Here is a 26,801-nt window from a genome sequence, read left to right on the forward strand (position 1 = left end):
ACCTTTCCCAGGGGCCGTGTCACGTCGTGACACGGCCCCTGGGCGTCGCCCACCCTGACTCGTAGACATGCGGGACGGGGAGACGCACCGTGTACAGCATCATCGTGGTACCTCCGCCGACCACGGAGGACGAGCCGGACCGCCGGCAGCTGCGGCTCGCGCCCGGCGAACAGCTGACTTTCGGCCGCGCCGCGGACGGCAACGACCTGGTCGTTCCGCACGACGGGGTGTCCCGCAGAGCGGGTGCCATCACCGCGCAGGGCACCTTCTGGACCCTGAGCAACCTCAGCGCCCACCAGACGTACGTCGTGGAGAACCCGGAGGGCGCGGGCGAGCACATCAAGGTCGGCCCGGGCCGTCTGGACGCGCCCGTGCCGTTCGAGTTCTCCCGGATCGTGCTGCCGGCGGCGGGCGACCTGCTCACCTTCGACGTCTGGGCGCCGCGCCACGACCATCTGCGCGCCGAGGCCGGACTCGCCGGCGACACCACCGCGCCCGCCTTCTCCGTCGACCGCACCAAGCGCTACTTCGCGGTCCTGGCCGCCCTGTGCGAACCCCGCCTGCGCGGTGAACCGCACGCCCCGCTGCCCACCGTCGACCAGGTCGTGGACCGGCTGCGCCCGATCTGGCCGGCCGCGTCCCGCACCTCCGTCCAGTGGAACATCGACTACCTGGCCGTGAAGCTGCGCCTCAAGCCCGCTCCCGAGGCGGCGGAGACGGGCCCGCGCCTCAACGGCAAGAAGGAGTCCCTGGTGTCGCTGGCGCTCCGCTTCGACCTGGTCCGGGAGGACGACCTGGCCGTCCTGGCCGCACGGGACGCACGGGACGCACGGGACACAAGGGCCGCACGGGGCACACGGTGACCGAGCCCTACGCCGTGCAGGTCCCCCGCGGGTACCGGATCGGCGTCTGGGAGGTGCGCGAGCCGATCGCGACGGGGGCGTTCGGGAGCGTGTACGAGGCGCGGCGCACCGAGGAGGTCGAGGGCGGTGAGGATCTGCCGCGCACGGCCGCCCTGAAGTTCCTGCCGACCGGCACCGGCACCCCCCGTCAACTGGCCCACCTGCGGGAACTGATCGACCGGGAAGTCGAGTTGCACCGCAGGCTGCGGCGCCCCCGGCTGATCCGCATGTACGACACCCTCACCGTCGACGACCCCGGGCACCCCCAACTCGACGGCGCCACCGTCCTCGTACTGGAGCAGGCGAAAGGGTCGCTGTCGGCCCTGCTGGAGAGCGCACCGAGACCGGCGTCGGGGCCCGCCCTGCTCGCGCAGATCTGCGAGGGACTGGCCCAGCTGCACCGGGCGGGCTGGGTGCACGGGGACCTCAAACCCGCCAACGTCCTGCTGATGCAGGACGGTTCGGCCCGTCTCGCCGACTTCAACATGGCCGCGGAGCTGGAGGGCACCCACGCCTACACGCCCGCCTTCTCCACCCCGGACTACACCCCGCCGGAACTCCTCTGGTCGGAGATCGGCGAACGCGGCCGCCGGATCCGCCCGTCCGCCGACGTCTGGGCCTTCGGCGTGCTGGCGCACCTGCTGCTGACCAACTCCTTCCCACTGCCCGGCGGCACCCCCACGGCCCGCCGCGACGCGGCCGCCGCCTACGCCCGTGGCACCGACGAGCTGCGCCTGTCGCCCGAACTGCCGGACGTCTGGCGGGAGATCGTGCGCGAGTGCCTGACCCGGACACACGCGGACCGCATCGCCACCGACGGCCTGCTGCGGCGGGTCGAGGCCGCCGCGGGCACCGGCCGCTCGCCCCGGCTGCCCCGGGTACTGCTCCCCCGCCGCCGCTCCCGCCGTACGACGGTCCTGGCCACCGCGGCCGCCACCGCCGCGGTCGCGGTCCTCGGCTACGGCATCAGCAGCTGGACCGGCTCCGACGCGGACGGCAAGGGCTCGGCCGCCACCGCCACCGGCACCGGCACCGGCACCGAGAAGGTCACGCCCGCCACCTACGGCGCCTCCGAGCTCCGTACGGACAAGGGCGTCCCGGTGGCCTACCGCCGGCTGATCGTCGACTCGGCCCACGACTGCGTCCAGCCCGAGGTCACTCCCGCGCTGATCGCCGCGCTCCTGAAAGCGGAGAGCAACTTCGACCCCGACCTCTCCGACCCGACCGCGGGCGACGAGGGCGAGTACGGCATCGCCCGCTGGACCCCGAGCATCCTGCGCTGGTACGTCCGCGCGGACGGCGTCCCCGCGACGGAGACCCCCCGACCTCCCCTCACCCCCGCCGAGTCCATCCCGGCCGTGGGCCGCTACCTCTGCTTCATGGAACCGCGCCTGGAACAGACCGGGTTGTCCGGCGACCGCCGGGTGCTGCTGGCGGCCGCGTACCGGACGTCGGTCAAGAGCGTGAACGCCGCGGGCGGCGTTCCCCCGAAGTACCGCGACTACGCCGCCCGCGTCGCCCACTACCTCAAGGAGTACACGCCGCCGGGGAAGACGTGACCCTGAGAGTTCTGAGGTACCGCGGCCGACGCGGTCAGCGCATACTCCCCGAAATCTTCACAGACGCGCCGTATCACGGGCAATGCTTCGTGCTCGCCCGAGAACGTCCCTTACCCTCCACTTCGTTGGACTGGGGGAGGGTGGCCCTCATGGATCGGGCGAGGGGACGAATCCATGTACAGCGTCATCGTCGTGCCGCCGGCCTGTGCAAGGCCGGACGGTCAGATCAGGATCGCCACAGGTGAGCAGCTCGGCTTCGGCAGGGCCGCGACGGGCGGCGGCCTCACCATCGGGCACGAGGGGGTGCCCCGGATCGCCGGCGAGATCACGGCACACCGCAACTTCTGGATGCTGAGCAACCTCAGCGCGGACCAGACCTACGTGGTGGAGAACCCGGAGGGCGCGGGCGAGCACATCAAGGTCGGGCCGGGCCGTCTGGACGCGCCCGTGCCGTTCGAGTTCGCGCGCGTGGTCCTGCCCGCCGCGGGCGACCTGCTCACCTTCGACGTCTGGGCACCGCGCCACACCTTCCGCAGCGCCGACCGCCACGCGCTCTCCGGGGCCGTGACCGCACCGGCGTTCACCCTCGACCGCACCAAGCGGTACTTCGCGGTCCTGACCGCGCTGTGCGAACCCCGCCTGCGCGGCGAGCTGCACGTTCCGCTGCCGGCGGTCGAGCAGCTGGTGGAACGCCTGCGCCCGGTGTGGCCGACGGTCAGCCGCTCCGCCGTCTACTGGAACATCGACTACCTGGCCCTCAAGCTGCGCCTGAGGCCCGGCCCCGACACGGCCGAGCCCGGCCAACGCGTCAACGGCAAGAAGGAGTCCCTCGTCTCCCTCGCCCTCCGCTTCGACCTGGTGCGCGAGGACGACCTGGTGGCGCTGGCCGCCGCTCCGAGCGGGGTGGGCCGGTGACCGGGCGGTCGTACGCCGTCACCGTCCCGAAGGGGTACCGGGTCGGCCCCTGGGAGATTCGCGAACCTCTCGCATCCGGAGCCTTCGCCACCGTCTACGCGGGCAGACTCGTCGGCGAGGCGCAGCCGGACCTGCCCCGCCGGGCCGCCCTGAAGTTCCTGCCCACCGGCACCCGGACCCCGCGCCAACTGCACCACCTGCGCGAACTGGCCGACCGCGAGGTGGAGTTGCTGCAGCGACTGCGCGCACCCCGCCTGATCCGCATGTACGACACCCTGACGGTCGACGATCCGGAGCACCCGGAACTCGACGGCGCCACGGTCCTCGTACTGGAGCGGGCGGAGGGCTCCCTGGAATCCGTACTGGAGCGGACCGAGGGCTCCCCGGGCTCCGTACCGGGCAGGGCCCCGAACCCCGGCGCCGTGCTCGCCCAGATCTGCGAGGGACTGCACCAACTGCATCACGCGGGCTGGGTGCACGGGGACCTGAAGCCGGCCAACGTCCTTCTGATGAAGGACGGTTCGGTACGGCTGGCCGACTTCAACATGGCCGGGGAAATGCAGGGCACCCACGCCTACACGCCCGCCTTCGCGACCCCCGACTACGCCGCGCCGGAACTCCTGTGGCCGGAGGTGGACGAGCGGGGCGCCCGGGTCCGTCCCTCCGCCGACGTCTGGGCCTTCGGCGTCCTCGCCCACATCGTGCTCACCGGGACGTTCCCGCTGCCGGGCGCCACGACGGAGGCCCGCTGCGACGCGGCGACACGGTATGCGCGGGGCACGGAGGAGCTGCGGCTGTCCCCCGAACTCCCGCCCGCCTGGCGGGAGATCATCACCGACTGCCTGGCGCGCAACCACGAGGAGCGCGCCGTGCACAGCACAGCGGCCCTCCTGCCCCGCGTGGAGGAAGCCGCGGACGTGGCACGCTCGGCGCGGCTGCCGCGGCTGCGGCCGCGCGTGTGGCGTCGGCGTCCCGTGCTGACGGCGGCGCTCGCGGCGGTGGTTCTGGCCTCGGCGGGGACGGCGACGGCGGGACACCTGTACGTCCACCACGGCGAAGACCCGCCCGTGTACGCGGCCCTGGCCGGGGAGTCGGCCTTCCCCACCGGCCCCGACGGCGAGATGGTCTACGGCTACCACCGCTGCCCCGAGGACAACCTCTGCTTCTTCAGCGAGCACAACGGCAACGGCGAGATGTGCAGCTGGCGGGGCGACGACACGGACTGGCAGTCGGGCGGGGAGACCTGCGCCTGGGCTGCCGACGGGCCGGTCCGGTCGATCTTCAACAACCTCTCGGAGGAGCGGACGCGTCACGACGTGGCGTACTACCGCGGCACCGACTTCAGCCCGGCCGGATACGACCGCCGCCGGGAAGCCCAGCGCACCGGTTGCACCGATGTGAACGGCATGGGCAACCTGGCGGGCACCTACGCGCCCCGGTCGCACGAACTGGTCGACACCTGCGAGTCCGAGCCGCTGCTCGGGACGCTGCTGTCATTGTTCTGGTGAGCTCCTGCGCCCGCAGCACCCCCTCATCCGCGGCCGTCGCCGCCGGAGCTCCGCTCGGCGGCGGCCCGGAGCAGGGACGCCCCCGCGGGGGTGAGGGTGTGCAGCACGGCCGGACCGTGCCGTTGGGTGGTGAGGAGTCCCGCGTCGCGCAGTGCGGTGGCATGCCGGCTGGCCGAAGACGCGGTCACGCCCGCCGCACGGGCGATCTCGCCGGTCGTGGCGCCGACGGCGACGGCGCACAACGCGGCGGCCCGGGCACGCCCGAGCAGGGCGGTCAGCGGCGCGATGGGCGAACCGCCCTCGTCGGCCCCGGGCTGTTCGTGGACCAGCGGATAGACCAGCACCGGCGGCAGGGTGGGGTCGGCGAGGGTGATCGGACGCTCCAGGAGGAAGTACGACGGCACGAGGAGCAGGCCGCGGCCGTCCAGCCGTAAGTCCCGGTCCACGGCAGGGTGGTAGTCGACGTGCAGGACGGGCCGCTGCCAGCGCATCGAGGGGCCGAGGCCCGCGAGCATGCCCTCGACGCCGCCGTCCATGAGCCCGCGACAGCGGGCCGCGCGCTCGGCTTCGACTCGGGTGTGGATCAGCTCCTCGTACGGGGCGATGGCGGCCTCGTGATAGGCGCGCAGCACCCGCACCAACTCCCTGCGGACCGGCAACTCGGCCAGCCGCGAGGCCCACCGGGGCGCTCCGACGACCCGGTCCAGGGTGGCGACTTCCGCACGCACCCGGTGGGGCTCAGTGGCCAGGACGGCATCCAGCCCGGCCTCGAGCCCGCCGTCGGACCGGGCGGGGGTGAGGAAGTCCGGGAAGTAGGCGGCCCTCGGACACAGCGGCAGCAGCACACTCCGCACGACACGCTCCAGCCCCTTCTGCCGCAGCCGCTCGCGCGTGGTGCGATGCCACTCCGCGTACCTCCGGCGGCCCTGCCTGGTCTGGAGGCGGTGCAGGCTGACGACGATGTCCCAGAGCGGATCCGGTGCGGGGCACAACCGGGTGCGGGCCAGGTCGGTTTCGCTGAAGTGGACGCGGAGCATCTCGTTCTCCCCCGTTGAACTCAGCTTTTGCGTTCAGCCGCAACAGCATGGCCGGGCGTGGCTCCTGCGGGCAACAGTTGGCGTATCGGGCGTGGCGCGTATGCGCCACGCCCCCGAAGGGTTCGGGTCCGTGTCGTTCTCCGCCTGCGCCATCGTGGTCGCAGGCACCACCCGGAGAACGGCAGGTTCCGGCGACCTGGAGGAAGAAGCACGGGCGCGGACACTCGCCAAGACCATCACCATCCGGGGGGGGACGGGGGATGGCTGAACACGACGACGGCCAGGGCCGGTCGGAGGACACCGGGCAACGCCCGGATCCTCCGCCTCCCCGCCCTGCCCGCCTCCTCCTCGCCCTCGCCCTCGGCTGCGCCGCGGTCCTGGCCTGGTATGCCGCGTTCCCGCTCACCGGCGCGCTCACCGCCGCGCAGGCCGCCGACTTCGGTGAGGCGCCCGGTTTCCCGCGCGTGCTGGCGGTGGGCGCGTCCGTCGTACTGGTGCTGTCGATGGGGCGGCGTGAAGGAGCACTCGCGGCAGGCGCGCTGGCCGCGCTGGCGGCCCTCGTCAGCCTGGTGCGCTACCTGACGTGGAAGCGCCCCGAAACCGCGTGGGTCCTGCCGCCCAGCGTGGAGTTGCGGCCCGCGGCGGCACTGGCCCTGACGCTGATGTGCGCGACGGTGGCCGCCCTGTGCGTCGCCCTGTTCCTCCGACGCAGGCCGTGGTTCGGCCTGGGTACGGCACCGGGGCCCGTGGTACGCCGCCGGATCCAGCAGGTCATGGCGCTGCTGATGGTCGGTTCGCTGCTGGGCGGGGTGCTGGCGGGTGTCGGGGCGCTGGGCGCCGTACTGGTACGGGGTGAGCGTGAGCAGCTGACCCTGCCGCGGCAGGAGGTGCACTCCGTGGCGGAGGAGCGGTTGTTCGAGGGAGCGCTGCAGACGCGCGCTCCGATGGAGTGGCCGAAGGGCGTGCCGTCGAAGCGCGCCTGGGAGCGGGAGTTCGACAGCCCGGTCGCGCTGAGCACGTGCGACCGCAAGCGTGACCAGAGCGACAGGGACGCATCGCCGTACCAGCGCGGCACGGTGGTGGGGGTCGACGACGACCTCGACGGGGACGGCGCGTCGGTGGTCGGCGTCGACGCCCGCACCGGCGAACGCCGCTGGCACTACACCGTGCCCACTACCCGGCACGCGACCATCGACCAGGTCGGCGTCGGCGAGCAGTGCGCCGTCGCCGTGCTCGTCGACAACTCGCTCACCACCCTGGACGCCTTCGACGGCTCGGTACGTGGACGCGTCCTGCTGTCGACACGGCACCGCGGCGAGCAGACGGACATCGACGGGCTTGAGACGGACGCGGGGTGGGAGTTCATCACCTCCGCCCTCGTGACGAGGGACGACGAGGGCAGGCCGCCCCGGCTGGTGCCGCTGTCGGCGCGGGACTTCACGCTCGTCCGGGACCCGGCGGCGACCGTGCTGGCCGTCCGGAACGTCGACGGCAGGGCGGTGGCGCGGGGCGTCTACGACGGGGCCTGCAACTTCCTGGCGCACGGTGCGTACCGGAAGTGGGGACAGGCGCTGGTCGTGGACGACTGCGTGGACTGGGTGCGCAGCTTCGGAATCGTGGAGTACGACGAGTCCGAGAACCCTGCGCCGCTGCTGTACGGGCATCCCCAGATCAGCGCCCGCATCCCGCGGCAGTGCGAGCGGGGTTCCCCCTCGGCGACCGTCTCCTCGGGCAGCGGTCTCCTGGTACTCCTGGAACAGTGCACCGCCGACCGGCGCGACGCGTGGTGGATCCGCTTCGACGAGGACATCACCGTCCCTTCGGTACAGGTGCGGCGCTGGACCGGCTATTCCCCGGCAATCCAGGTGGCCACACAGCCCGCGAGCATGGCGAGCGGCTATGTGATCCCGCACCGCGAGGGCCTGCTCGTCGTGGGCGGATACGGCGACCGGGCGGACACGCGCGTCGTCCGGCTGGCGGACGGCGACCCGGCGGTGGCCTTCGCGCCCGACGAGGTCCGTGGGATCAACAGCTCCGACCACTACGGCCTCAACGGCCTGCTGGTCCTGGGCGCCTCGGGCCGGGTCCACGCGGTGGACGAACTCCCCGCAGGGAACCATGACTTCAAAATCGCCGCGACGCAGCCGGCGCCCCTCCCCCCGGTGTCCGACTGCGCGGACCACAAGGGCCTCCTCATGGCACACACCTCCCCGACCATGCTCCTCACCTGCACGAACGAGGAGACCGGCAGCACGCGTGCGGTCGCCTACGCCGGGGAGGTCCGCTCGCGGGAGCCTTACGAGCCGTACTAGGTGCGGGCCGTGCAAGATGCGGGTCGTACGAGGTGCGTCCGCGAAGCCACCAAAGCCCTCGACGGCACCGTGGAAGACATGCGCGCCTTCCTGGAGACCGGCTACCGCCTCGCCCAGGCCGAGGACGACCGTGTCGCCGTCGCCCGCATCCTCGCCGACGCGACGATCAGCGACGCACTCCGCGCGGCGGCCGGGACGGCGATCGACGGTACGCCTGAAGAACTGCGGTACTTCCTGGAGGTCGGGCAGTACGAGGTGGACGGCTAGGACGTCCGGAGCGAGTCGAGGAACAGCGCCCGGGCCTCGTGGGGGAGGGGAACACGAGGGCCGGGCCCTGCGGGGTCTTGGAGCCGCGGACGGGGACCGTGCCGGGGGGCACGATAGCCTCGCCTCAACCGGGATGGTGCACAAGGACGTTGAGGCAGAACGGCACACGGGGGATCCATGACAGACCAGCGGCACCCGATACCGTCTTACACCCCGGCGTCCGGTGACGCTGCGCTGAAGCAGGCAGGGGCGGTACCGCTGCGGCCCGCCGATCCGGGGCGCATGGGGCCGTACGTCGCGCTGGGTCTGCTCGGCAGCGGTGGCATGGGCCGGGTCTATCTGGCGCGGCCCGCCGACGACACTCCGGGGCTCGCCGCCGTCAAGGTGATCCGCCCCGAGTACGCCGAGAACCCCGATTTCCGGCGGCGGTTCGAGCGGGAGGCCGCGGTGCACGGGCGGGTCGGTGCGCCGCACGCTCCGCGGCTGCTCGGCAGCGGATTCGAGGACTCGCTCCTGTGGATGGCCACGCAGTACTTACCGGGCCTCAACCTGGCCGACGCCGTCCGCGAGTGCGGTCCGCTGGAGCCGGCCGGCGTGTGGCGGCTGGTGGCCGAGCTCGGGCAGGCGCTGTCGGCGCTGGCCGCCGCCGGGGTCGTCCACCGGGACCTCAAGCCGTCCAACGTCATCCTGTCCCCGCAGGGCGCGCACGTCATCGACTTCGGCATCTCGCAGGCCGCCGACAGCAGTGCGATCACCACGACCGGCAACCGGGTCGGCACACCCGCCTTCATGTCACCCGAGTACCTGCGCGAGGGCCGCTGCGACACCACCTCCGACGTCTTCTCGCTCGCGTGCTCGCTCGTGTACGCCACCACCGGACACGCGCCCTTCGGGGACGGGACCGGGGTCGACGTGATGCACCGGGTCGCCTTCGAGGAACCCAAGCTCGAGATCATGGCCGAACTCTCCGCCGCCGACCCCGCGTTGGCCGCACTGCTGTCCGCCTGCCTCGCCAAGGATCCCGCCGGGCGGCCGACCCCGCAGCAGCTGATCGACGCGGCCACGGCTGCCGGGTACGGCCGCGCCTCTTCCTGGCAGGAACCGTTGGCCACCCGCCTGATCGCCCGGGAGCAGGGCTGCGAGCTGCTGGAACAGGCTTCCGCCGAGGAGACCGGACACTTCCGTCCGCCGCCGTGGGAGATGGCGGCTCCCGCGCCCGGCCCGGCGTTCGGTCCCGCGACGCCGCCGGGGCAGCACGGCGGTGCAGGGACGCCCGTGCAGTACGTCCCCTCCACCGCGCTCCCCTCCACCGCGCACCCGTCCGGCGAGCACGGCGACCGCCGTAAGCGAACGGCGCGCCTCTTCGTCCTCGCAGCCGGCATCGCCGTGGTCGCCGTCGCCGGGGGTGCCTTCTTCCTCCCCCGCCCCGACCTCGACGAGACGGCCTCCGCCACTCCTACGGCCCCCACGGCGTCCCCCCGAACCGAGGGGGCCTCGGCCCTGCCCGCCGCCTCCGGCTCGCCCTCCGCCGCCAAAACGAAGGAGACCGCCGAGGAGAAGGTGACGGACGAGGAGTCGGAACGCACCGGCAGCGTCCCGTCCGGATCCGCCGGCGGAGCACACTCCGCCCCCGACGACGACCCGACCGCCACCCGCGGCAGCGGCAGTACCCCGACCCCCACCCCCACCAAGACCGCGGCCGAGCCCGCCGCCCCGCCCTGGATCTCCCAGTGCACCTACTACTCCGGCACCGAACTCACCACCTACGGCGACAAGGGACAACGCGTCGTCCAGGTGCAGTGCATGCTCACCAAGCGCGGCTACAGCGTCGGCGGCGCGGGCGTGGACGGCCAGTTCGGCGAGGACACCGTGTCGGCGGTCAGGCTGTTCCAGAGCGACAAGGGGCTGGCTGTCGATGGCGATGTGGGGCCCGACACCTGGGCGGGGTTGCGGAGGTCGACGTGATGACGGGGCGATGACGGGCATTGGCGATGACGGGCATCGACAAAACCGCCCGTACGCGGCGCGAACCACGTACGGGCGGAGGGGTGAGCCGTCGTAGGGACTGGGCGGCTAGTGGAAGAAGTGCCGCGTCCCCGTGAAGTACATCGTGATGCCGGCCTTCTGAGCGGCCTCGACGACCAGTTCGTCGCGGACCGAACCGCCGGGCTGGACGATGGCCTTGATGCCGGCGGCGCTCAGGACGTCGATGTTGTCGGGGAACGGGAAGAAGGCGTCCGACGCGGCGTACGAGCCCCGGGCCCGCTCCTCCCCGGCGCGCTCGACCGCCAGTTTGCAGGAGTCGACGCGGTTGACCTGGCCCATGCCGACGCCGACCGAGGCGCCGTCCTTGGCGAGGAGGATGGCGTTGGACTTGACGGCTCGGCAGGCCTTCCAGGCGAAGGACAGCTCGCGCAGTTCGGCGGGCGACAGCGCCTCGCCCGTCGCCAGCGTCCAGTTGGCCGGGTCGTCGCCGTCCGCCTGGAGACGGTCCGTGACCTGGAGCAGCACGCCGCCGTCGACCGGCTTTAGCTCGACCGGGTTCGACGGGCCGCTCGGGGCCTTCAGGACGCGGATGTTCTTCTTCTTGGCGAGGGCCTCGAGCGCGCCGTCCTCGTAGTCGGGCGCGACGACGACCTCGGTGAAGATCTCGGCGACCTGCTCGGCCATCTCCTTCGACACCGGGCGGTTGACGGCGATCACGCCGCCGAACGCCGAGAGCGGGTCGCAGGCGTGCGCCTTGCGGTGCGCCTCGGCGACGTCCGCGCCGATGGCGATGCCGCAGGGGTTGGCGTGCTTGATGATCGCCACGCAGGGCTCGTCGTGGTCGTACGCGGCACGGCGGGCGGCGTCCGTGTCCGTGTAGTTGTTGTACGACATCTCCTTGCCGTGCAGCTGCTCGGCCTCGGCCAGGCCGCCACCCGTGCCGTCGACGTAGAGGGCGGCCGGCTGGTGCGGGTTCTCGCCGTAGCGGAGGGTGTTCTTGCGCTCCCAGGTGGCGCCCAGGAAGTCGGGGAACTGCGACTCGTCGGCCGGGGCGTAGGAGGAGGCGAACCACGACGCCACCGCCACGTCGTACGACGCCGTGTGCTGGAAGGCCTCCGCCGCCAGTCGCTTGCGCGTCGACAGGTCGAAACCGCCGTCGCGGACGGCCGCCAGGACGTCGCCGTAGCGGGCCGGGCTGGTCACCACCGCGACCGACGGGTGGTTCTTCGCCGCCGCGCGCACCATCGACGGGCCGCCGATGTCGATCTGCTCCACGCACTCGTCGGGCGAGGCGCCGGAGGCGACCGTCTCGCGGAACGGGTAGAGGTTGACCACGACCAGGTCGAACGGCTCGACGCCGAGTTCGGCGAGCTGGCGCCGGTGGTCCTCCAGCCGGAGGTCCGCGAGGATGCCCGCGTGGACCTTCGGGTGCAACGTCTTGACGCGGCCGTCCAGGCACTCGGGGAAGCCGGTGAGCTCCTCGACCTTGGTGACGGGAACACCGGCGGCGGCGATGCGGGAGGCGGTCGACCCGGTGGAGACGAGCTCCACGCCCGCCTCGTGCAGGCCGCGTGCCAGGTCTTCGAGGCCCGTCTTGTCGTAGACGCTGACGAGCGCCCGTCGGATGGCCCGCTTGTTGCTCTCGGCGGTCACTGGATAACTACCTTTCGTCCCTCGATGCGATAGCCGTTGCGGGCGAGCCGCCCCACGACATCGACGAGCAGCCTTCGCTCGACTTCCTTGATGCGCTCGTGCAGAGCGGCACCCTCGTCCTCGTAGTCCTCCTCCCGGACCTCCACCACGCCCTGCGCGATGATCGGTCCGGTGTCGACGCCGTCGTCGACGAAGTGGACGGTGCAGCCGGTGACCCTGGCGCCGTACGCGAGCGCGTCGCGGACGCCGTGGGCGCCGGGAAAACTGGGGAGGAGAGCGGGGTGGGTGTTCACGAACCGCCCGCCGAAGCGCGCGAGGAACTCCTTGCCCACGATCTTCATGAACCCTGCGGAGACCACGAGGTCGGGCTCGTAGGCGGCCGTCGCCTCGGCGAGCGCCGCGTCCCACTCCTCACGCGTCCCGTAGTCCTTCACCCTGCGGACGAAGGTGGGGATCCCGGCGCGCTCGGCTCGGGCCAGTCCTTCGATGCCCGCGCGGTCCGCACCGACGGCCACGATCTCGGCGCCGTAGGCCTCGCTGCCGACGGTCTGGATGGCGTCGAGCAACGCCTGCAGGTTCGTACCGGAACCGGAGACCAGCACGACGAGGCGCTTGGCCACGGGCTTGGCGGCCACGGTGGGACCCTTTCTCGGGGGTGCGTTTGTACGGTCGTACGAATGCTTCGCGCCCCGGGATACGGGGAAGTCTACGAAGCGGCCGACCGTCAGCAACGATACCGGCACACCGGGCGGCCCCCACGGGACGGGGGCTTGGCCGGAAGGTAGCGTCTGGAAGGAGCGGGCTCGGGAACGCGGTCGTCGTACGGCGCGTTCTCCAAGTGACAGCTCAGGACAGACAGCCGTATCACCTAGGGGAAGACGCTCACTTGATGCCGGACCGCAGTCTGCGACTCCTTACGCTCCCCCCGCAGTCATCGCAGGGAGGGGAGCGCAGCGGCGTGCTTCTGCGGGAGCGCCCCGCCTCACCGCCCGACGCCCCTTCGGACAAGCAGCACGGCGAGGGGCAGGGCGGCGGCGCGGGCACGGAGGACAACCCCTTCGCACCGCCGCCGGAGGGCACACCGGACCGGCCGTGGCAGCCTCGCCACCCGGCGGGCGGCGAGGGTGACGAGGGCGGCCGGGGGGCCGACGGTTCGCAGGGCGACGGCGGTGACGCCCCCTGGGGCAGTCAGTGGAGCGACCGGCAGCCCGGCCGCTCCCCCGGTGGCTTCGGCGAGCGCCCCGGTGCCGGTCCCGAGGGGCCGGGCCCGGGCGGCGGCGGGCAGGGCCCGGGGCTGCGCTGGGACCCGACGGACCCGGCCCAGCGGCGCGCGCGGTACGCCCTCCTGTCCGGCATGTGGGCTTTCTTCTTCGCCCTGTTCAGCTGGCCTTATGTGGCACTGCTGCTCGGTGCGCTGGCCCTGTACTGGGGCATCGGCGCCCTGCGCGCCAAGCCCGGCGCCGCCGCCCCTGACCCGAACATCCCGGCGCACGCGCAGACCGGCCGCCCGCAGCGGACCGCCGCGGTGAGCGGCCTGGTCACGGCGTCCCTGGCCATCGCCCTGGTCGCCGCGGGCTTCACCGTGAAGCTGGTCTACAGCGACTACTACACCTGCACGAACGACGCCCTCACCAACGAGGCGAAGCAGACCTGCTCGGAGCTTCTGCCGAAGGAGCTGCGGGGGGTGTTGGGGGCGAGTAGCTGACGGCGGCCCTCAGAGGCCGTCGGGTGGCTCCGGCGGTCGTGACTCAGACGGTCGTGACTCCGACGGTTGCGATTCGGACGGTCGCGATTCGGACGGTGCCGACTCCGCGGACGCCTCCCTCAGCGCCGCCCAGCGCGCCTCGCGCGCCACGTCGTCGTCGTGCCACAGCGGCTGCGCGGCCTCCGTGGGCAGGAAGTCGTAGGGCTCGAAGGTGTCGTCGTCGGCCGTCGGCACCGCCACGGCCTTCGGTACCTCCACCCGCGGCTTCCCGATGGTCGCCTCACGCTCCCCGCCTTTCTCGCGTTCCGCCCGCCCCTTGCCCTCCCGGCACCGCCACGCCCGCAGCCCCAGCGCCGTAGGAACCCCCAGCGCCGAGGTCCACGCCAGGGCCGCCGCCCCCGTCTGCCACCACACCGGCCCGAATCGGGCCAGCGCGCCGACGCCGAGCGGCCCGCCCGCGAGCGCCGCGAGGACGGAGACCAGGGCCGCACACAGGACGGCCGCCAATGCGGCGGTCCCGGCGGTCCGGCCCTGCGACCACGCAGCAGTCCGGCCCTCGTCGCCTCCCGCAGACCCGTCGGCGACCCGTCCCACGAACCACCCCACCGTGCCCCCGACCGCCACCGGCACCACGCCCGCCGCCCAGTGCAGAGGCGTCCCGGTGCCCGTGTCCGGTACCGCCGCCAGCAGTGGAAACGGCGGGAGCAACGGAGCGGGGGCGGAGGCAAGGGGCGTCACGGCGTGGCCGACGCCGAGGGTGAAGCCGGGGCCGAGGGCGTACGACCCCGCCCACATCACCGCGTTCGGGACCAGGGCGAGGCAGAGCACCAGGATGGCGAACCGGCCCGACCATCCCTCCGTGAGCTGGACGAACGCCCCCCGGGCCGCCCCGCCGTGCCACACCAGCGACACCGCCAGCAGCAGCGCCCCACTTCCGACGAGCACCGCCGCCCCCGCGCCCGCGGCCCGCGCGGCCGTGTCGAGGCGGCCCGGGGCGTCCGGGCCGAGGACGTGCCGTCGCAGGCCCGTCGGCAGCAGGATCAGCACCTCGTCCACCATCTCGCGCGGGCGGCCGTACGCCATCCACACCCCCGTGCCCGCCGCCACCGTCACGACCAGCGGCACGCTCACGCTCGTCCACACCCACGACGGCCGCAGGCCGCCGCCCGTCGCGTAGAGCGCGGCGGCGGCGCCGACGGCGAGATAGCCGAGGACGACGCCCGCACAGGCCGTCCTCCCCGAGACAGCCGTCCGTCCGTCGTCCTCCTCTCCCCCGTCGGTCGCGTCCCGTGCCGCCCGGTGCACCAGCCAGAGCGGCAGCGCGAGGAGCAGCAGCGGGGTGACGCCGACGGGCGCGGGGACGCCGGAGAGCGTGTCGGTGCGGACCAGTTCGGCTCCGTGGGCCAGCAGCCACAGCGCCGCGGCGACGTGCAGCGCACCGTCGGGCCCGCTGTCGGGGTAGGGCGAGCTGATCCACAGCACCATCACGAGGACGGCGAACGAACCGAGTCCCAGTCCGGCGGCGATCGCACCGCCCAGGAGGCCGGCGGCGAGTCCGGGCGGCCGGTCGCGCAACCGGGTGAGCAGGGACGACAACGACGGTCGGCGTGCGGTCATGTGGATCACGGCCCTCATGCTCCCAATGACACACGCTTTCCGGCCGTAACAGGCGAACCTCCGAAGTGTCGCTCAATATACGTTTATGTACTTTTTCGTACGAAGGGGTGCCCGGTGACGCAGAGTCCTGCAACCCCGCTTCCCCCGCCGAAGGAGCGCCGACGCCTGCGCGAGGCCGCGTCGTTGACGCAGGCTCAGGTCGCGGCACGACTGGGCGTCACCCCGGCGACCGTACGCGCGTGGGAGACCGGCCGTACGACGCCGCGCGGCCGGAAGCGGGAGGCGTACGCGAAGCTGCTGGCCAGGTCGGCGAACGACGCCGCCGACAGCCCCGTACGAACGGAAGACCCCCCGGCACCCGAGCCACCGTCCACACCGAGCCCCCCACCGAGTCCCGCACCGGCCCCCCAACCGGCCCCCGAACCGGACGTCCCCGCACCTCCCCTGACACCTTCTCAGGCCTTCGACGCCCTGTACGCGTTCTGCGCCCCCGCCCTCGTTCGGCAGGCCTATCTGCTCACCGGCCGGCGTGAACTCGCGCGCGAGTCGGTCGAGCGGGCCTTCCAACTCGCCTGGCAGCGCTGGCCCGAGGTGGCCGTCGACCGGGATCCCGGGGGCTGGGTGCGGGCCATGGCGTACGAGTACGCCCTCTCCCCCTGGCATCGCTTCCGGCCCCGCCACCGGCACCCCGAGGCGCCGCCCGCGGACGCGTCCGACCGCGCACTGATGGACGTACTGCTGACGCTCCCGCCGCCGCACCGCCGCACGCTCCTGCTGTACGACGGTGTCGGCCTCGACCTGCCGGAGACGGCTGCGGAGACGGAGGCGAGCACGCCGGCGACGGCGAACCGGCTGCTGCACGCGCGGGAGGCGGTCGCCGCACGGCTGCCGGAGCTGTCCGACCCCGCGGAGCTCGCCCGGCGGCTGGCCGAACTGGCCTCCACCGAGCGGCTGCGGGCCGCCAAGCCACCGACGGTGCGGACGGTCAGTGAGCGCAGGGCGCGCTTCTGGACGCGGGCGGCCATCGCCTTCACGGTCGCCCTGATCGGGGCGACGGCGCTGACGGTGCGGACGGCGCCCACGCGGTACGAACCGCCGGTGGCTCCGGGCGAGACGGTGCAGGGGGTGCCGCCTCGGGTGGCGCCGGGTTCCCTGTCGAAGGCGGAGGCGAAGCTGCGGGCGAAATTGCGGGGGGAGATGGTGAGCGGGCCGATGAGGTTGGCTCCGCAAGCACACTGAACAGAGGCAAGGGCCCGCACCCTCGATGAGGATGCGGGCCCTTGCCCGTGGTTCAGCTTCAGCCGGCGGGGCTGTACTAGCTGCCGAGAATGGCGCGCGCCAGCTTCGCCGTCTCGGTCGGCGTCTTGCCGACCTTGACGCCGGCGGCCTCGAGGGCCTCCTTCTTGGCCGCGGCCGTGCCGGAGGAGCCGGAGACGATGGCGCCGGCGTGGCCCATGGTCTTGCCCTCGGGCGCGGTGAAGCCGGCGACGTAGCCGACGACCGGCTTCGTCACGTTCTTGGCGATGAAGTCCGCCGCACGCTCCTCGGCGTCGCCGCCGATCTCGCCGATCATGACGATCAGGTCGGTGTCGGGGTCGGCCTCGAAGGCGGCCAGAGCGTCGATGTGCGTGGTGCCGATGACGGGGTCGCCACCGATGCCCACCGCCGACGAGAAGCCGATGTCACGCAGCTCGTACATCATCTGGTACGTCAGCGTGCCGGACTTCGAGACCAGGCCGATGCGGCCCGGCTTCGTGATGTCGCCCGGGATGATGCCGGCGTTGGACTGGCCCGGGGTGATGAGACCGGGGCAGTTCGGGCCGATGATCCGGGTCTTGTTGCCCTTCGACACGGCGTACGCGTAGAACGCGGCCGAGTCGTGGACCGCGATGCCCTCGGTGATGACGACCGCGAGGGGGATCTCGGCGTCGATCGCCTCGACGACGGCGGCCTTGGAGAAGGCCGGCGGCACGAAGAGGACGGACACGTTGGCGCCCGTCTTCTCGATCGCCTCGGCGACCGTGCCGAAGACCGGGATCTCGGTGCCGTCGATGTCGACGGACTGACCCGCCTTGCGGGGGTTCACACCACCGACGATGTTCGTGCCGTCCGCCAGCATGAGCTTGGTGTGCTTCATGCCCGTGGCACCGGTCATGCCCTGGACGATGACCTTGCTGTCCTTGTTGAGGAAGATAGCCATGGCTGTGTCTGTCCCTCTTCCTTACTTCGCAGCCGCGAGCTCGGCGGCCTTGTCGGCCGCGCCGTCCATGGTGTCCACGCGCTGTACCAGCGGGTGGTTGGCGTCGGAGAGGATCTTGCGACCCAGCTCGGCGTTGTTGCCGTCGAGGCGGACGACGAGCGGCTTGGTGACTTCCTCGCCCCTGTCCGCGAGCAGCTGCAGCGCCTGCACGATGCCGTTGGCGACCTCGTCGCAGGCGGTGATGCCGCCGAAGACGTTGACGAAGACGGACTTGACGTCCGGGTCGCCGAGGATGATCTCCAGGCCGTTCGCCATGACCGCGGCGGAGGCGCCGCCGCCGATGTCGAGGAAGTTGGCGGGCTTGACTCCACCGTGCGCCTCACCGGCGTACGCGACGACGTCCAGGGTGCTCATGACGAGACCCGCGCCGTTGCCGATGATGCCGACCTCACCGTCGAGCTTGACGTAGTTGAGGTTCTTCTCCTTGGCGGCGGCCTCGAGCGGGTTGGCCGCGTCCTTGTCGGCGAGAGCCTCGTGCTCCGGCTGACGGAACTCGGCGTTCTCGTCCAGGGAGACCTTGCCGTCCAGGGCGATGACGTCACCGGAGGCGACCTTCGCCAGCGGGTTGACCTCGACGAGGAGCGCGTCCTCGGCGATGAAGGTCTTCCACAGGGTGACGAGGACGCCTGCCACCTTGTCGGCGACCTCGGCCGGGAACTTCGCGGCCGCGACGATCTCGCGGGCCTTCTCGGGGGTCACACCCTCGTTGGCGTCGATCGGGGTCTTCGCGACGGCCTCGGGGCGGTTGGCCGCCACCTCCTCGATCTCCATGCCGCCCTCGACGGAGGCGATGGAGAGGAAGGTGCGGTTGGTGCGGTCGAGGAGGAAGGAGACGTAGTACTCCTCCAGGATCTCCGGGGCCGTCTCGGCGATCATCACCTTGTGGACCGTGTGGCCCTTGATGTCCATGCCGAGGATGTCCGTCGCGCGGGCGACGGCCTCGTCCGGGGTGGCGGCGAGCTTCACGCCACCGGCCTTGCCACGGCCGCCGACCTTCACCTGGGCCTTGACTACGGACTTGCCACCGAGACGCTCAGTGGCTGCGCGGGCCGCCTCAGGCGTGTCGATGACTTCACCGGCCAGCACCGGTACATCGTGCTTGGCGAAGAGGTCCCTCGCCTGGTACTCGAACAGGTCCACGCGCTTCCGTCCCTATCAGTGATCTCGCGGTTCGTTGTCTGCGTGGGCGTGCCGCGAGGGCAACGTGACGTCCGCCGTCTGTCAGTCACAAGGGAGGCGCACACGGTGTCCGAGCGCGCGGCATGTCCGTCTCGCAGGTTATCCCTGCTTGCGGGAGGCCTCTAAATCGCGGGTCACACCTGAGCGGTGATACCTGTCACATGATGCCGGGTTCACTGGCACCCCGTGCCGAAAGTGAAGGGCCTCACCGGGTTGGGGTTGACCCGGTGAGGCCCCTTGAACAGCCCCAAAGGGGCGCGGGGCGGGTGATCCTCACCCCAATGAGGATCACCCGGCCCCATCCGAGAGGTTTCGGCCGGACAAACCGACGGCTTTCGGCCGTCCGGGTCCTGCGACCTCACGGAGTCGGTGGTGGGTGCCGTACGGCGGCTCCGTCGGGGGCCGCCGTGGACACCGGTCACAAAGCGGTCAGACGGTGTACGTGGTGCCGTGGTGCAGGTTCTGTGCGGCCTGCGTGTTCTGTACGTCCTGCACGTAACCCGGGGTGATCGACTCGGCGACGCCCTCGACGCCGGTGACGGCGTGGCCGGCGAGCGGACCGGCGGTGGCCCGGACGGTCCCGGTCAGGTCCTCCGCGAAGGGCGCGACCTGGTCGGTGACGCCGTACGCGAACGGGGCGACCTCGCCGACGACGCCGTACGCGAAGGGCTGGACCTCCTGGGTGACGCCGTACGCCAGCGCGGTCGCGCTGCCGCCGACGCCCTGCGCGACGGGCCGGACGGTCTCGACGACCGCGTCGACCACCGGCTGGACGGCTCCGTGAACCCCCTGCGCGAACGGCGGCACCTGGCCGACCACGCCGTACGCCAGATCGCCCGCGTGCCCGGTCACACCGTGCGCGAGCGGGGGTACGGCACCGGCGACGCCGTACGCGAAGGGCTGGACGTCCTGGGTGACGCCGTACGCCGGCGTGTTCGCGTCCGCGACGGCCTGCCCGGCGACGGGCACCACGCCGTGCACGGCGGTGTTCGCGACCGGGGGCAGTACGGCGTCCGTGGTGCCGTCGGCGACCTGGCCGACGAGGCCGGTGGCGTAGGGCGGAACGTCCGTGGCAACACCGTTCACGACCCACTGGACGTCGGCGACCGAGGCCGCTGCGTACCGGGGTACGTCCGAGACGACCCCGCCGACGACCGGCCGCACACCCGGAACCACACCCTCGGCGACCGGCTGTACGCCCCGCACGACACCGCCCGCGACGGGCTGGACGTCGGCGACGACTCCGTACGCCAGCGCGGTCGCGGCGTCGACGGTGTGCCCGGCGGTCTGCTCGACCCCGGCCACGGCGCCGCCCGCGACCGGCGTCACGCCGTTCACCGCGTCGGTGGCGACCGGGTGCACCCCGTTCGCGGCGTGACCTGCGACGGGCACGATCCCGGCGACGGCGTGCTCGGCGGTCGGTGCGACTCCTGCCACCGCATGTCCGGCGACCGGCAGGACCCCGTCCACGGCGGCGGTCGCCACGGGCGGGACGACCGCGGCCGCCGTCTGCTCGACGACCGGGGTGACCCTGCCGGGGACGCTCGCGACCGTGCCGACGACCTGCTGCTCGACACCGCCGACCGTGCCCGTGACGTGGCCCGGGACGGAGGAGACGGTGGCCCCAGCGGCGGTCCTGACGGTGGTGGCCTCGCCGTGGGCGGTGGCGACCGCGTCGGCCGTACGGCCCTCGACGCCCACGACCGTCGCCTGCGCGGAGTCGGTCACGCCTGCCGCGGTGCGGCCCGCGCCGGCCACCGAGTGCTGCGCCTTCGTCCGTACGACGCCGTCGACGCCCTGCGCCTGGGAACGGGCCGCCGACTGCACGCCCTGCAGCCTCGTCTGGGCCGCGGCCAGGGCCTGCTCCAGCTCGGGTGCGAAGGCGGTGAGGGGACCGAAGAGGTAGTCGATCTCGTCCTGGGGAGCACGCGGAGTGCTCGCGGTGCCTGCAGTGCTCGCGTCGGAGGCGGCGGTCCGGACGCCGGTGACCCTCTCGTCGGCGGTGGCCGTGGCCGTGGTGGTGGCGGCCCGGGCTGCGCGGGCGGCCTTCGCGCCCTGGATGGCCGCGGCGCCCTTGACCTTGGACGCCTTCGGGACGGTGACCTTCGCGTCGACGTACCGGCGGGCCTGGTCCGCGGCTTCGGTGGGCGCCGTCTTCTGGGCCGTGCCGATGGTGTCGGCGGTGTCGGCGGCCGTGACACCGGAGACGGTGTCCTGCACGCCGGAGACGACACCGTCGACCGTGCCGGTGACGGTGTCGGTGACCGTGCCGAGGGTGTCATCGAGGCCGATGGTCGCGTCGGTCGTCGCGTCGGTGGTGGCGTCCGGCGCGGCGAGGGAGGACGCGGGCAGTTCGTCCGCGCTGGCCACGCTGGAGCCGAGCGCCCACGCGCCGGTGACGCCGGCGGCTATGACGATGGAACGGCGGATGTTCTTGTTCATGCGTACGTCAGATCCTTAGATCCTCGGGAGTTCCGAAGCACGGGAAGAGCTCCTGGAAGAGCTCGTTCGAGGAGCTCCTTCGAAGGGCCCTCGCGGCCTCGGGACTTGGGCAGGCTTGGGGACATTCCGGCGCCGGTTCCGGCCGCGGTCCGGGAGTTGGGGGATCCAGGGACTCAGAGATCCGGGGATCCGGGGATCCGGGGATCCAGGGACCCAGGGATCCAGGGACCCGGGGATCCGGGGACCCGGGGATCCAGGGACCCGGGGATCCAGGGACCCGGGGATCCAGGGACCCGGGGATCCATGCGGGACCGCGAAATCGGTGAGGGCTCCGGGGGCTTCCGTCCGGAGATCGGAGGGGTGTCCGGGCGGTCGGGCAGACCTGTTCCGCCCCCGCGCGGCAGGTCTACAGCGGGGGAGGTGCCTGCCCTAGCCGGGGAATACGGGGATGTCCCGGTACCTGTCCCGGGTACTGTCCGCCGCGGCGCGCGCGGCGACGCCGGCCACGAGCCGCACCGGTGCCCGGTCGCAGCCGGTGACGGCGTGCGCGTCGCCATGCCTCGGCGTGCCGTTGTCGACCGCCGACTTGCCGCTCAGCGCGTCACCCGGATCGCCGGGGGGCGCCTGCTGCACGGGGGCCTGCACGGCGGGCCCGGCCCGATGTGCGGACGGGTCCGCCACGCCGCCGGTCACGGCGGCGTCGGCGGCGAACCACGGTCCGTACGTGAGGGGCATCGCCGCAGCGGAACTCCCCTCCGTGTCCTGTTCATCCGTCGCCGAAGGCGCGGCCGGCGAGCCCGGCTGCGGCGTGGACGTGACCGGTGCCGGCAGCGTCTGCCCCGGAAGCGCGGGCAGGCCGGGCATGCCGGGCAGCTCGGAGGGACCGGGCAGGTCCGAAGGATCCGGCAGACTCGGCAACTCGGAGGACCCGGGCAGCGCCGGCAGTTTCGCCTCCACCTCGGCCAGCCCTGTGACCACGGTGCCCACAAGCCGGCCGACCGGCTGCGCGACGCGAGTGTCCACGCTCCGGACGACGTGGCGGGCAACCGGCCGCACGACCTGATCGTCGTCCGAACCACTCACCACCCGGCCCACCGAACTCTTCGTCAACGACCGGACGCCGTGCGCCGAATCCGAGGAGACGACCTCGGTCGAAGCGGCAGAGGTCGTAGAGGTCATAGAGGTCGCTGAGGTCACCGAAGGCCTGGAGGTCGTCGACAGCACACCGTCCGCCGCATGCGCCTGCTCCCCGCAGAGGAACCCGAGCGCGAACAACCCACCCACCAGCAACGCCACTTGCAGGGCACGCCGCCCGGCCGCCGTACGCATCACGCGCAGAGCGGCACCGGAAAGAACGGCTGGCACAGTCAAGAGGGGGGAGGTCCTCCCGTGCGGAACAAGCGGAGCGCGACGCACCGCCGACGGGCGCGTTGATACTCGCACGGACCTCCCGAGGTTGCGCAAGTCCCCCGTTACCGATGGGTAGTCATGTCCGGTTTGCCTACTCGACTCGCCCGACAATGCAGGTCAATGGGTCGACAAATCACCTGCGAGCCACCGCGCTTCCCGACCCCTCACGCACTCTCCGGTATCGGCAACGGCCGCTTCTCGATCGCCGCCGCCATCACCTCCGGAAACAGATCGGGCGTACAGGCGAAGGCCGGCGCCCCCAGCCCGGCGAGCGCTGCCGCGTGCTCCCGGTCGTACGCGGGCGCCCCCTCGTCCGACAGCGCCAGCAGCGTCACGAACTGCACCCCCGACGCCTTCATCGCCGCGACCCGCTTGAGCATCTCGTTCCGTATGCCCCCTTCGTAGAGGTCGCTGATCAGGACGACGACCGTCTCCGCGGGCCGCGTGATCTGCGACTGGCAGTACGCCAGCGCCCGGTTGATGTCGGTGCCGCCGCCGAGCTGGGTGCCGAACAGGACGTCGACCGGGTCGTCGAGCTGGTCGGTGAGGTCGACGACCGCCGTGTCGAAGACGACGAGCCGCGTGCTGATCGAGCGCATGGACGCCAGCACCGCCCCGAACACGGACGCGTAGACGACGGACGCCGCCATCGACCCCGACTGGTCGATGCAGAGGATGACCTCCTTCTTCACGGACTGGGACGCCCGCCCGTATCCGATGAGCCGCTCCGGCACGATCGTCCGGTACTCCGGCAGGTAGTGCTTGAGGTTGGCCGCGATGGTGCGGTTCCAGTCGATGTCGTGGTGGCGGGGCCGGTTGACCCGCGCGCTGCGGTCGAGGGCGCCGGTGAGGGTGGCACGGGTGCGGCTGGCCAGCCGCTTCTCCAGGTCCTCGACGACCTTGCGCACCACCGCCCGTGCCGTCTCCTTGGTGGTCTCCGGCATCGCCTTGCTGAGGGAGAGGAGCGTGCCCACGAGGTGCACGTCGGCCTCCACCGCCTCCAGCATCTCCGGTTCCAGCAGCAGCGTGGACAGCCCGAGCCGGTCGATGGCGTCGCGCTGCATGATCTGCACGACGGAGGAGGGGAAGTACGTCCGGATGTCCCCGAGCCAGCGCGCCACGGCCGGCGCCGACGTCCCCAGGCCCGCCGAACGGTCCCGCCCCGCCGGCCCCTTGTCCGCCTTGCCGTAGAGCGCGGCCAGCGCCCCGTCCATCGCGGCGTCCTGCCCTGACAGCGCGCAGCCGGTGCCGTCGGCCGTGTCGCCCCCGAGGACCAGCCGCCAGCGCCGCAGGCGCTCCTGCGCCGGGTCGGTCAGCTCCGTCGTCATCCCGCAACTCCTCTGCGCTCGAAGGCCCGTTCCGCCGACCCGTTCGTCATCCGCGCACCCCCGTGCCGAGCCGCTCCCAGAGCGGAATCACCGGCACGGTCGTCGTGAGACGGCCCTCCGCCCGGCGCCCGTGGCCGTCCCTGACGGCGTCCACCGCTTCGGCCCTCTCCCTCGTCCTCGGCTCGCTCAGCCGGTCGGTCGTCACGGTCGCCATCACGCCACCCCCACAAGGTCGTTGTCGTCGGTGCTCCCCACCTCGGCGTCCAGCCCCAGCAGCAGCCGCACCACCGGCAGCACCGCGTCCGCCCGCCCGCTGTCGAGGTCGGCCGCGAAGCCGGGTATGCCGGAACCGGCCGCCGCCCCGCTCCCCCGCTGCCCCGGCCCACGCCGGACCAGCTCGCCCAGGGTCCGACGCACCCCCGGCTCGTACGCCGAGAAGGTCCGCCGCAGCAGGGGCAGCACGTCCGTGAACGCCAACGCCGGCACACCCGTCAGCCATGCGTCGACCAGCCCGAGCAGCCGCTCGTCGTGCACGAGCAGCATTCCGCCGCCGGAGCCCCCGCCGACGAAGCCCTCGATCCACGCAGCCGCGTCTCCCGGTGGTGTCCCCGGCGACAGCACGAGCCCCATGAGCCGCGCCGCCTCGTCCTGCGCCAGCTCCCCCTCGTCCAGCAGCAGCCGTACGGCCCGTCCCCGGACGACGCCGGGCACGGTGTCCCGCCCGGACAGCACCCGAAGCACGGCCCACCAGCGCTCGCGCAGATCACCGTGTGCGGGGGCGGGGGCGGGTGCGGAGGCGGCAGGGGCTGGGGCGGGGACGGGGGCGCCATCGCCGCCCGGGATGCCGTGCGCGGACACGACGGCATCGCCCAGCAACCCCACCGCCCCGTGCACCGCGTCCACATGACGCCGCATCTCCTCCGCCGCGTCGGCGTCGAGCGCGGCGCAGGCCGGGGGCAGGCCGACGAAGATCCGCTCCGCGAGGCCCGCGGCGACCTCGGTCAGCGCGCCGGTGTCCGTGCCCCGTACGTCGCCGTAGCGGAGAGAGCGGACCAGGGCAGGCAGTGCCTGGGCGAGGTGGCCGACGTCCGCGTCGAGCGCCGCACGGTCGGCGAGGACGCGCATCACCACGGGCAGCGCGTCCGGCAGTTCGGCCAGCAGGCAGCGCTCGGCGAGCGCGGTGACGTCGGCGAGGCCCTGCGCGGAGACGGCGTCCGCCTCGGCCTTGGCGGTCGCGGCGCCGAGCACGGTCGTGCCCCACACCCCCGCCTCCGCGACCCGCACCGACAGCTCCGGCTCCCACCGCAGCCGCCACGCCTCCCGGAACGTGCCCGTACTCCCGCGCGCGGCCACCGGCTCGCCCCACCCCACGCCCAGCAGCCGCAGCCGGTGCAGCAGCCGGCTGCGCTCCGCGTCGGTGTCCTTGCGCAGATCGAGCTCCAACTCCCGCTCCAGCGCCTCCGGTTTGAGCCGCAGCCTGCGCTGGAGCCGGTCGAGGTCCCGCTGCAACGGCACCGCGGGCGCCGCCTGCGGCACCTCCCCCAGCACGTCCCCCACGACCAGCCGGTCGTGCACCAACGCCAGCGGCACGTCCGAGCCCTCGCACATCACCGCCCGCACGGCGTCGGTGGTCTCGCTCAGCCCGGGCAGCGGCCGCCCGCGCATCGCGGCGAGCGTCTCCGCCAGCCGCACCGCCTCGATGACATGCGCCGAGGACACGAGCCGGTCCTCGTCCCGCAGCAGGCCCGCCACCCTGGTCAGCCACCGCTCGACCGGCCGGTCCGGCGCGCCGAACAGATGCCCGTACCAGCCCGGCGAGTCGATGCCCGCGCCGTACCCGCTGCGGCGCGACAACCTGCGGTACGTCCACGGCACCCACGTCATGTCCGCCTTGACCTTGGGCAGCCCCTTCAGCAGCGCCCGGTCGGCGGCGACGGCGCTCTTCTGCCGCAGCGCGGGCACATGCCAGGCTCCGCACACCACGGCGACGCCGGCCCCGAACTCCCGCTGCGCCGCCCGCACCTGGAGCCGCATGTACGCCTCCCGCACGAGGTCGCGGTCGTGGCCCCCGCTCCCGTACGTCTCCCGCAGCGCCCCCATCGCCTCTTCGAGCACGACGAACGGCCCGAACGCATCCCCTTCGCCCACCCCCCGGTGCTCGACGACGTCCTCCCACCAGCGCTCCGGATCGTCATAACCGGCAGCCTCGGCAAGCACCGCGAGCGGATCGATCCGAACGTCGACGCCGACGGCCCTCTGGCCGGCCGCGTCGCTGTCGGACTCGCCGTCTCCCCCGGCCGAGGGCTCCTCGCGCTCCCCGCCTGCGGGCTCCTGCGTCTCCTCTCCAGGCTCGTCCCTCTCCCACGCCAGCGAGTGCGTGGCCGGCAGGTCGATGAAGCGGGCCGGGACGTCGTGCTCCAGGGCCCAGCGGATCGCGACCCATTCCGGGGAGAACTCGGCCAGCGGCCAGAACGCCGAGCGGCCGGGCTCGTCCACGGCGTGGGCGAGGAGCGCGACCGGCGGCCGCATGTCCTCGTCCGCGGCGAGCGGGATCAGGGCGTCGGCCTCGGGCGGCCCCTCGATCAGCACCACCCGCGGCCGGGCCGCGGCCAGCGCCGCCCGCACGGCCCGCGCGGACCCGGGCCCGTGATGCCGCACCCCGAGCAGCAGCGGCCCGGCCCCCCTGCTCCCGGACTCCTCAGTGCCCGTCACACCGTCCCC

General features: G+C 72.8%; 19 protein-coding genes and 1 pseudogene. 9 read left to right on the plus strand and 11 right to left on the minus strand.

The genetic code is table 11. From position 1 onward, the window contains the following. Positions 1–89: 89 nt before the first annotated feature. From ADK57_RS20025 to ADK57_RS20040, 4 genes are all read left to right on the plus strand, one after another. Positions 90–863 (plus strand): FHA domain-containing protein, encoded by a 774-nt coding sequence (locus ADK57_RS20025; protein ID WP_053750843.1) that lies wholly within the window; start codon positions 90–92, stop codon positions 861–863. After that, the gene (locus ADK57_RS20030) at positions 860–2,461 is read left to right on the plus strand and encodes a serine/threonine protein kinase (RefSeq protein WP_053750844.1); all 1,602 of its coding nucleotides are present in this window, start codon (positions 860–862) and stop codon (positions 2,459–2,461) included. Before ADK57_RS20025 ends, ADK57_RS20030 begins: the two co-directional genes overlap by 4 nt. A gap of 174 nt (positions 2,462–2,635) precedes the next feature. Then, positions 2,636–3,376, plus strand: coding sequence for a hypothetical protein (locus tag ADK57_RS20035; RefSeq protein WP_053750845.1), 741 nt, complete (start codon positions 2,636–2,638; stop codon positions 3,374–3,376). Beyond that, positions 3,373–4,884 carry a serine/threonine-protein kinase gene (locus ADK57_RS20040; protein ID WP_053750846.1) on the plus strand — a complete coding sequence of 504 codons (1,512 nt, stop codon included), beginning with the start codon at positions 3,373–3,375 and terminating at the stop codon, positions 4,882–4,884. The genes ADK57_RS20035 and ADK57_RS20040 overlap by 4 nt, the downstream gene beginning before the upstream one ends. Before the next feature lie 23 nt (positions 4,885–4,907). On the opposite strand, the gene ADK57_RS20045 is transcribed toward ADK57_RS20040, so the two are convergent. Beyond that, complete coding sequence (locus ADK57_RS20045) at positions 4,908–5,921, minus strand: ArsR/SmtB family transcription factor (protein ID WP_053750847.1); 1,014 nt, start codon at positions 5,919–5,921, stop codon at positions 4,908–4,910. Positions 5,922–6,181: 260 nt separating this feature from the next. Between ADK57_RS20045 and ADK57_RS20050 the strand changes: the two genes are divergently transcribed. From ADK57_RS20050 to ADK57_RS20060, 3 genes and pseudogenes are all read left to right on the plus strand, one after another. Further along, positions 6,182–8,233 carry a hypothetical protein gene (locus ADK57_RS20050; protein ID WP_053750848.1) on the plus strand — a complete coding sequence of 684 codons (2,052 nt, stop codon included), beginning with the start codon at positions 6,182–6,184 and terminating at the stop codon, positions 8,231–8,233. Between the two features lie 36 nt (positions 8,234–8,269). Continuing rightward, positions 8,270–8,500 (plus strand): annotated as a pseudogene (locus ADK57_RS20055) (ALF repeat-containing protein); the annotation flags it as partial. A 177-nt stretch (positions 8,501–8,677) separates the two neighbouring features. After that, positions 8,678–10,465 (plus strand): protein kinase domain-containing protein, encoded by a 1,788-nt coding sequence (locus tag ADK57_RS20060; protein ID WP_053750849.1) that lies wholly within the window; start codon positions 8,678–8,680, stop codon positions 10,463–10,465. 108 nt (positions 10,466–10,573) lie between these two features. Here ADK57_RS20060 and purH read toward each other — a convergent pair whose 3' ends face one another. After that, positions 10,574–12,139, minus strand: a complete 1,566-nt coding sequence (purH, locus tag ADK57_RS20065; RefSeq protein ID WP_053750850.1) for a bifunctional phosphoribosylaminoimidazolecarboxamide formyltransferase/IMP cyclohydrolase — start codon at positions 12,137–12,139, stop codon at positions 10,574–10,576. After that, a complete protein-coding gene (gene purN, locus ADK57_RS20070; RefSeq protein WP_053750851.1) occupies positions 12,136–12,774 on the minus strand; it encodes a phosphoribosylglycinamide formyltransferase in 639 nt (212 codons plus the stop codon). The genes purH and purN overlap by 4 nt, the downstream gene beginning before the upstream one ends. A 254-nt stretch (positions 12,775–13,028) precedes the next feature. On the opposite strand from purN, the gene ADK57_RS20075 reads away from it, so the two are divergent. After that, entirely contained in the window at positions 13,029–13,844 is an 816-nt protein-coding gene (locus ADK57_RS20075; RefSeq protein ID WP_053750852.1) for a hypothetical protein, read from the plus strand. A 9-nt stretch (positions 13,845–13,853) separates the two neighbouring features. On the opposite strand, the gene ADK57_RS20080 is transcribed toward ADK57_RS20075, so the two are convergent. Then, positions 13,854–15,479 (minus strand): DUF6350 family protein, encoded by a 1,626-nt coding sequence (locus ADK57_RS20080; protein WP_078973226.1) that lies wholly within the window; start codon positions 15,477–15,479, stop codon positions 13,854–13,856. Positions 15,480–15,575: 96 nt separating this feature from the next. Between ADK57_RS20080 and ADK57_RS20085 the strand changes: the two genes are divergently transcribed. Continuing rightward, the gene (locus ADK57_RS20085) at positions 15,576–16,700 is read left to right on the plus strand and encodes a helix-turn-helix domain-containing protein (RefSeq protein WP_053750854.1); all 1,125 of its coding nucleotides are present in this window, start codon (positions 15,576–15,578) and stop codon (positions 16,698–16,700) included. A 76-nt stretch (positions 16,701–16,776) separates the two neighbouring features. On the opposite strand, the gene sucD is transcribed toward ADK57_RS20085, so the two are convergent. From sucD to ADK57_RS20115, 7 genes are all read right to left on the minus strand, one after another. Next, entirely contained in the window at positions 16,777–17,661 is an 885-nt protein-coding gene (gene sucD / locus ADK57_RS20090) for a succinate--CoA ligase subunit alpha (protein WP_053750855.1), read from the minus strand. A 21-nt stretch (positions 17,662–17,682) separates the two neighbouring features. After that, complete coding sequence (gene sucC, locus ADK57_RS20095) at positions 17,683–18,861, minus strand: ADP-forming succinate--CoA ligase subunit beta (protein ID WP_053750856.1); 1,179 nt, start codon at positions 18,859–18,861, stop codon at positions 17,683–17,685. Positions 18,862–19,329: 468 nt separating this feature from the next. Then, a complete protein-coding gene (locus tag ADK57_RS49130; protein ID WP_053750857.1) occupies positions 19,330–21,342 on the minus strand; it encodes a hypothetical protein in 2,013 nt (670 codons plus the stop codon). Positions 21,343–21,771: 429 nt separating this feature from the next. Beyond that, on the minus strand, positions 21,772–22,713 hold the full coding sequence (locus ADK57_RS20105; RefSeq protein WP_159050106.1) for a hypothetical protein: 942 nt from the start codon (positions 22,711–22,713) through the stop codon (positions 21,772–21,774). Positions 22,714–22,916: 203 nt separating this feature from the next. Continuing rightward, the gene (locus tag ADK57_RS20110; RefSeq protein WP_053750859.1) at positions 22,917–24,080 is read right to left on the minus strand and encodes a VWA domain-containing protein; all 1,164 of its coding nucleotides are present in this window, start codon (positions 24,078–24,080) and stop codon (positions 22,917–22,919) included. A gap of 46 nt (positions 24,081–24,126) precedes the next feature. After that, positions 24,127–24,294 carry a hypothetical protein gene (locus tag ADK57_RS49985; RefSeq protein WP_159050107.1) on the minus strand — a complete coding sequence of 56 codons (168 nt, stop codon included), beginning with the start codon at positions 24,292–24,294 and terminating at the stop codon, positions 24,127–24,129. Beyond that, positions 24,294–26,792 carry a DUF5682 family protein gene (locus ADK57_RS20115; protein ID WP_053750895.1) on the minus strand — a complete coding sequence of 833 codons (2,499 nt, stop codon included), beginning with the start codon at positions 26,790–26,792 and terminating at the stop codon, positions 24,294–24,296. Before ADK57_RS20115 ends, ADK57_RS49985 begins: the two co-directional genes overlap by 1 nt. Between the last annotated feature and the right edge of the window lie 9 nt (positions 26,793–26,801).

Source organism: Streptomyces sp. MMG1533 (genome assembly GCF_001279775.1).
In the GTDB taxonomy this organism is placed as follows: domain Bacteria; phylum Actinomycetota; class Actinomycetes; order Streptomycetales; family Streptomycetaceae; genus Streptomyces.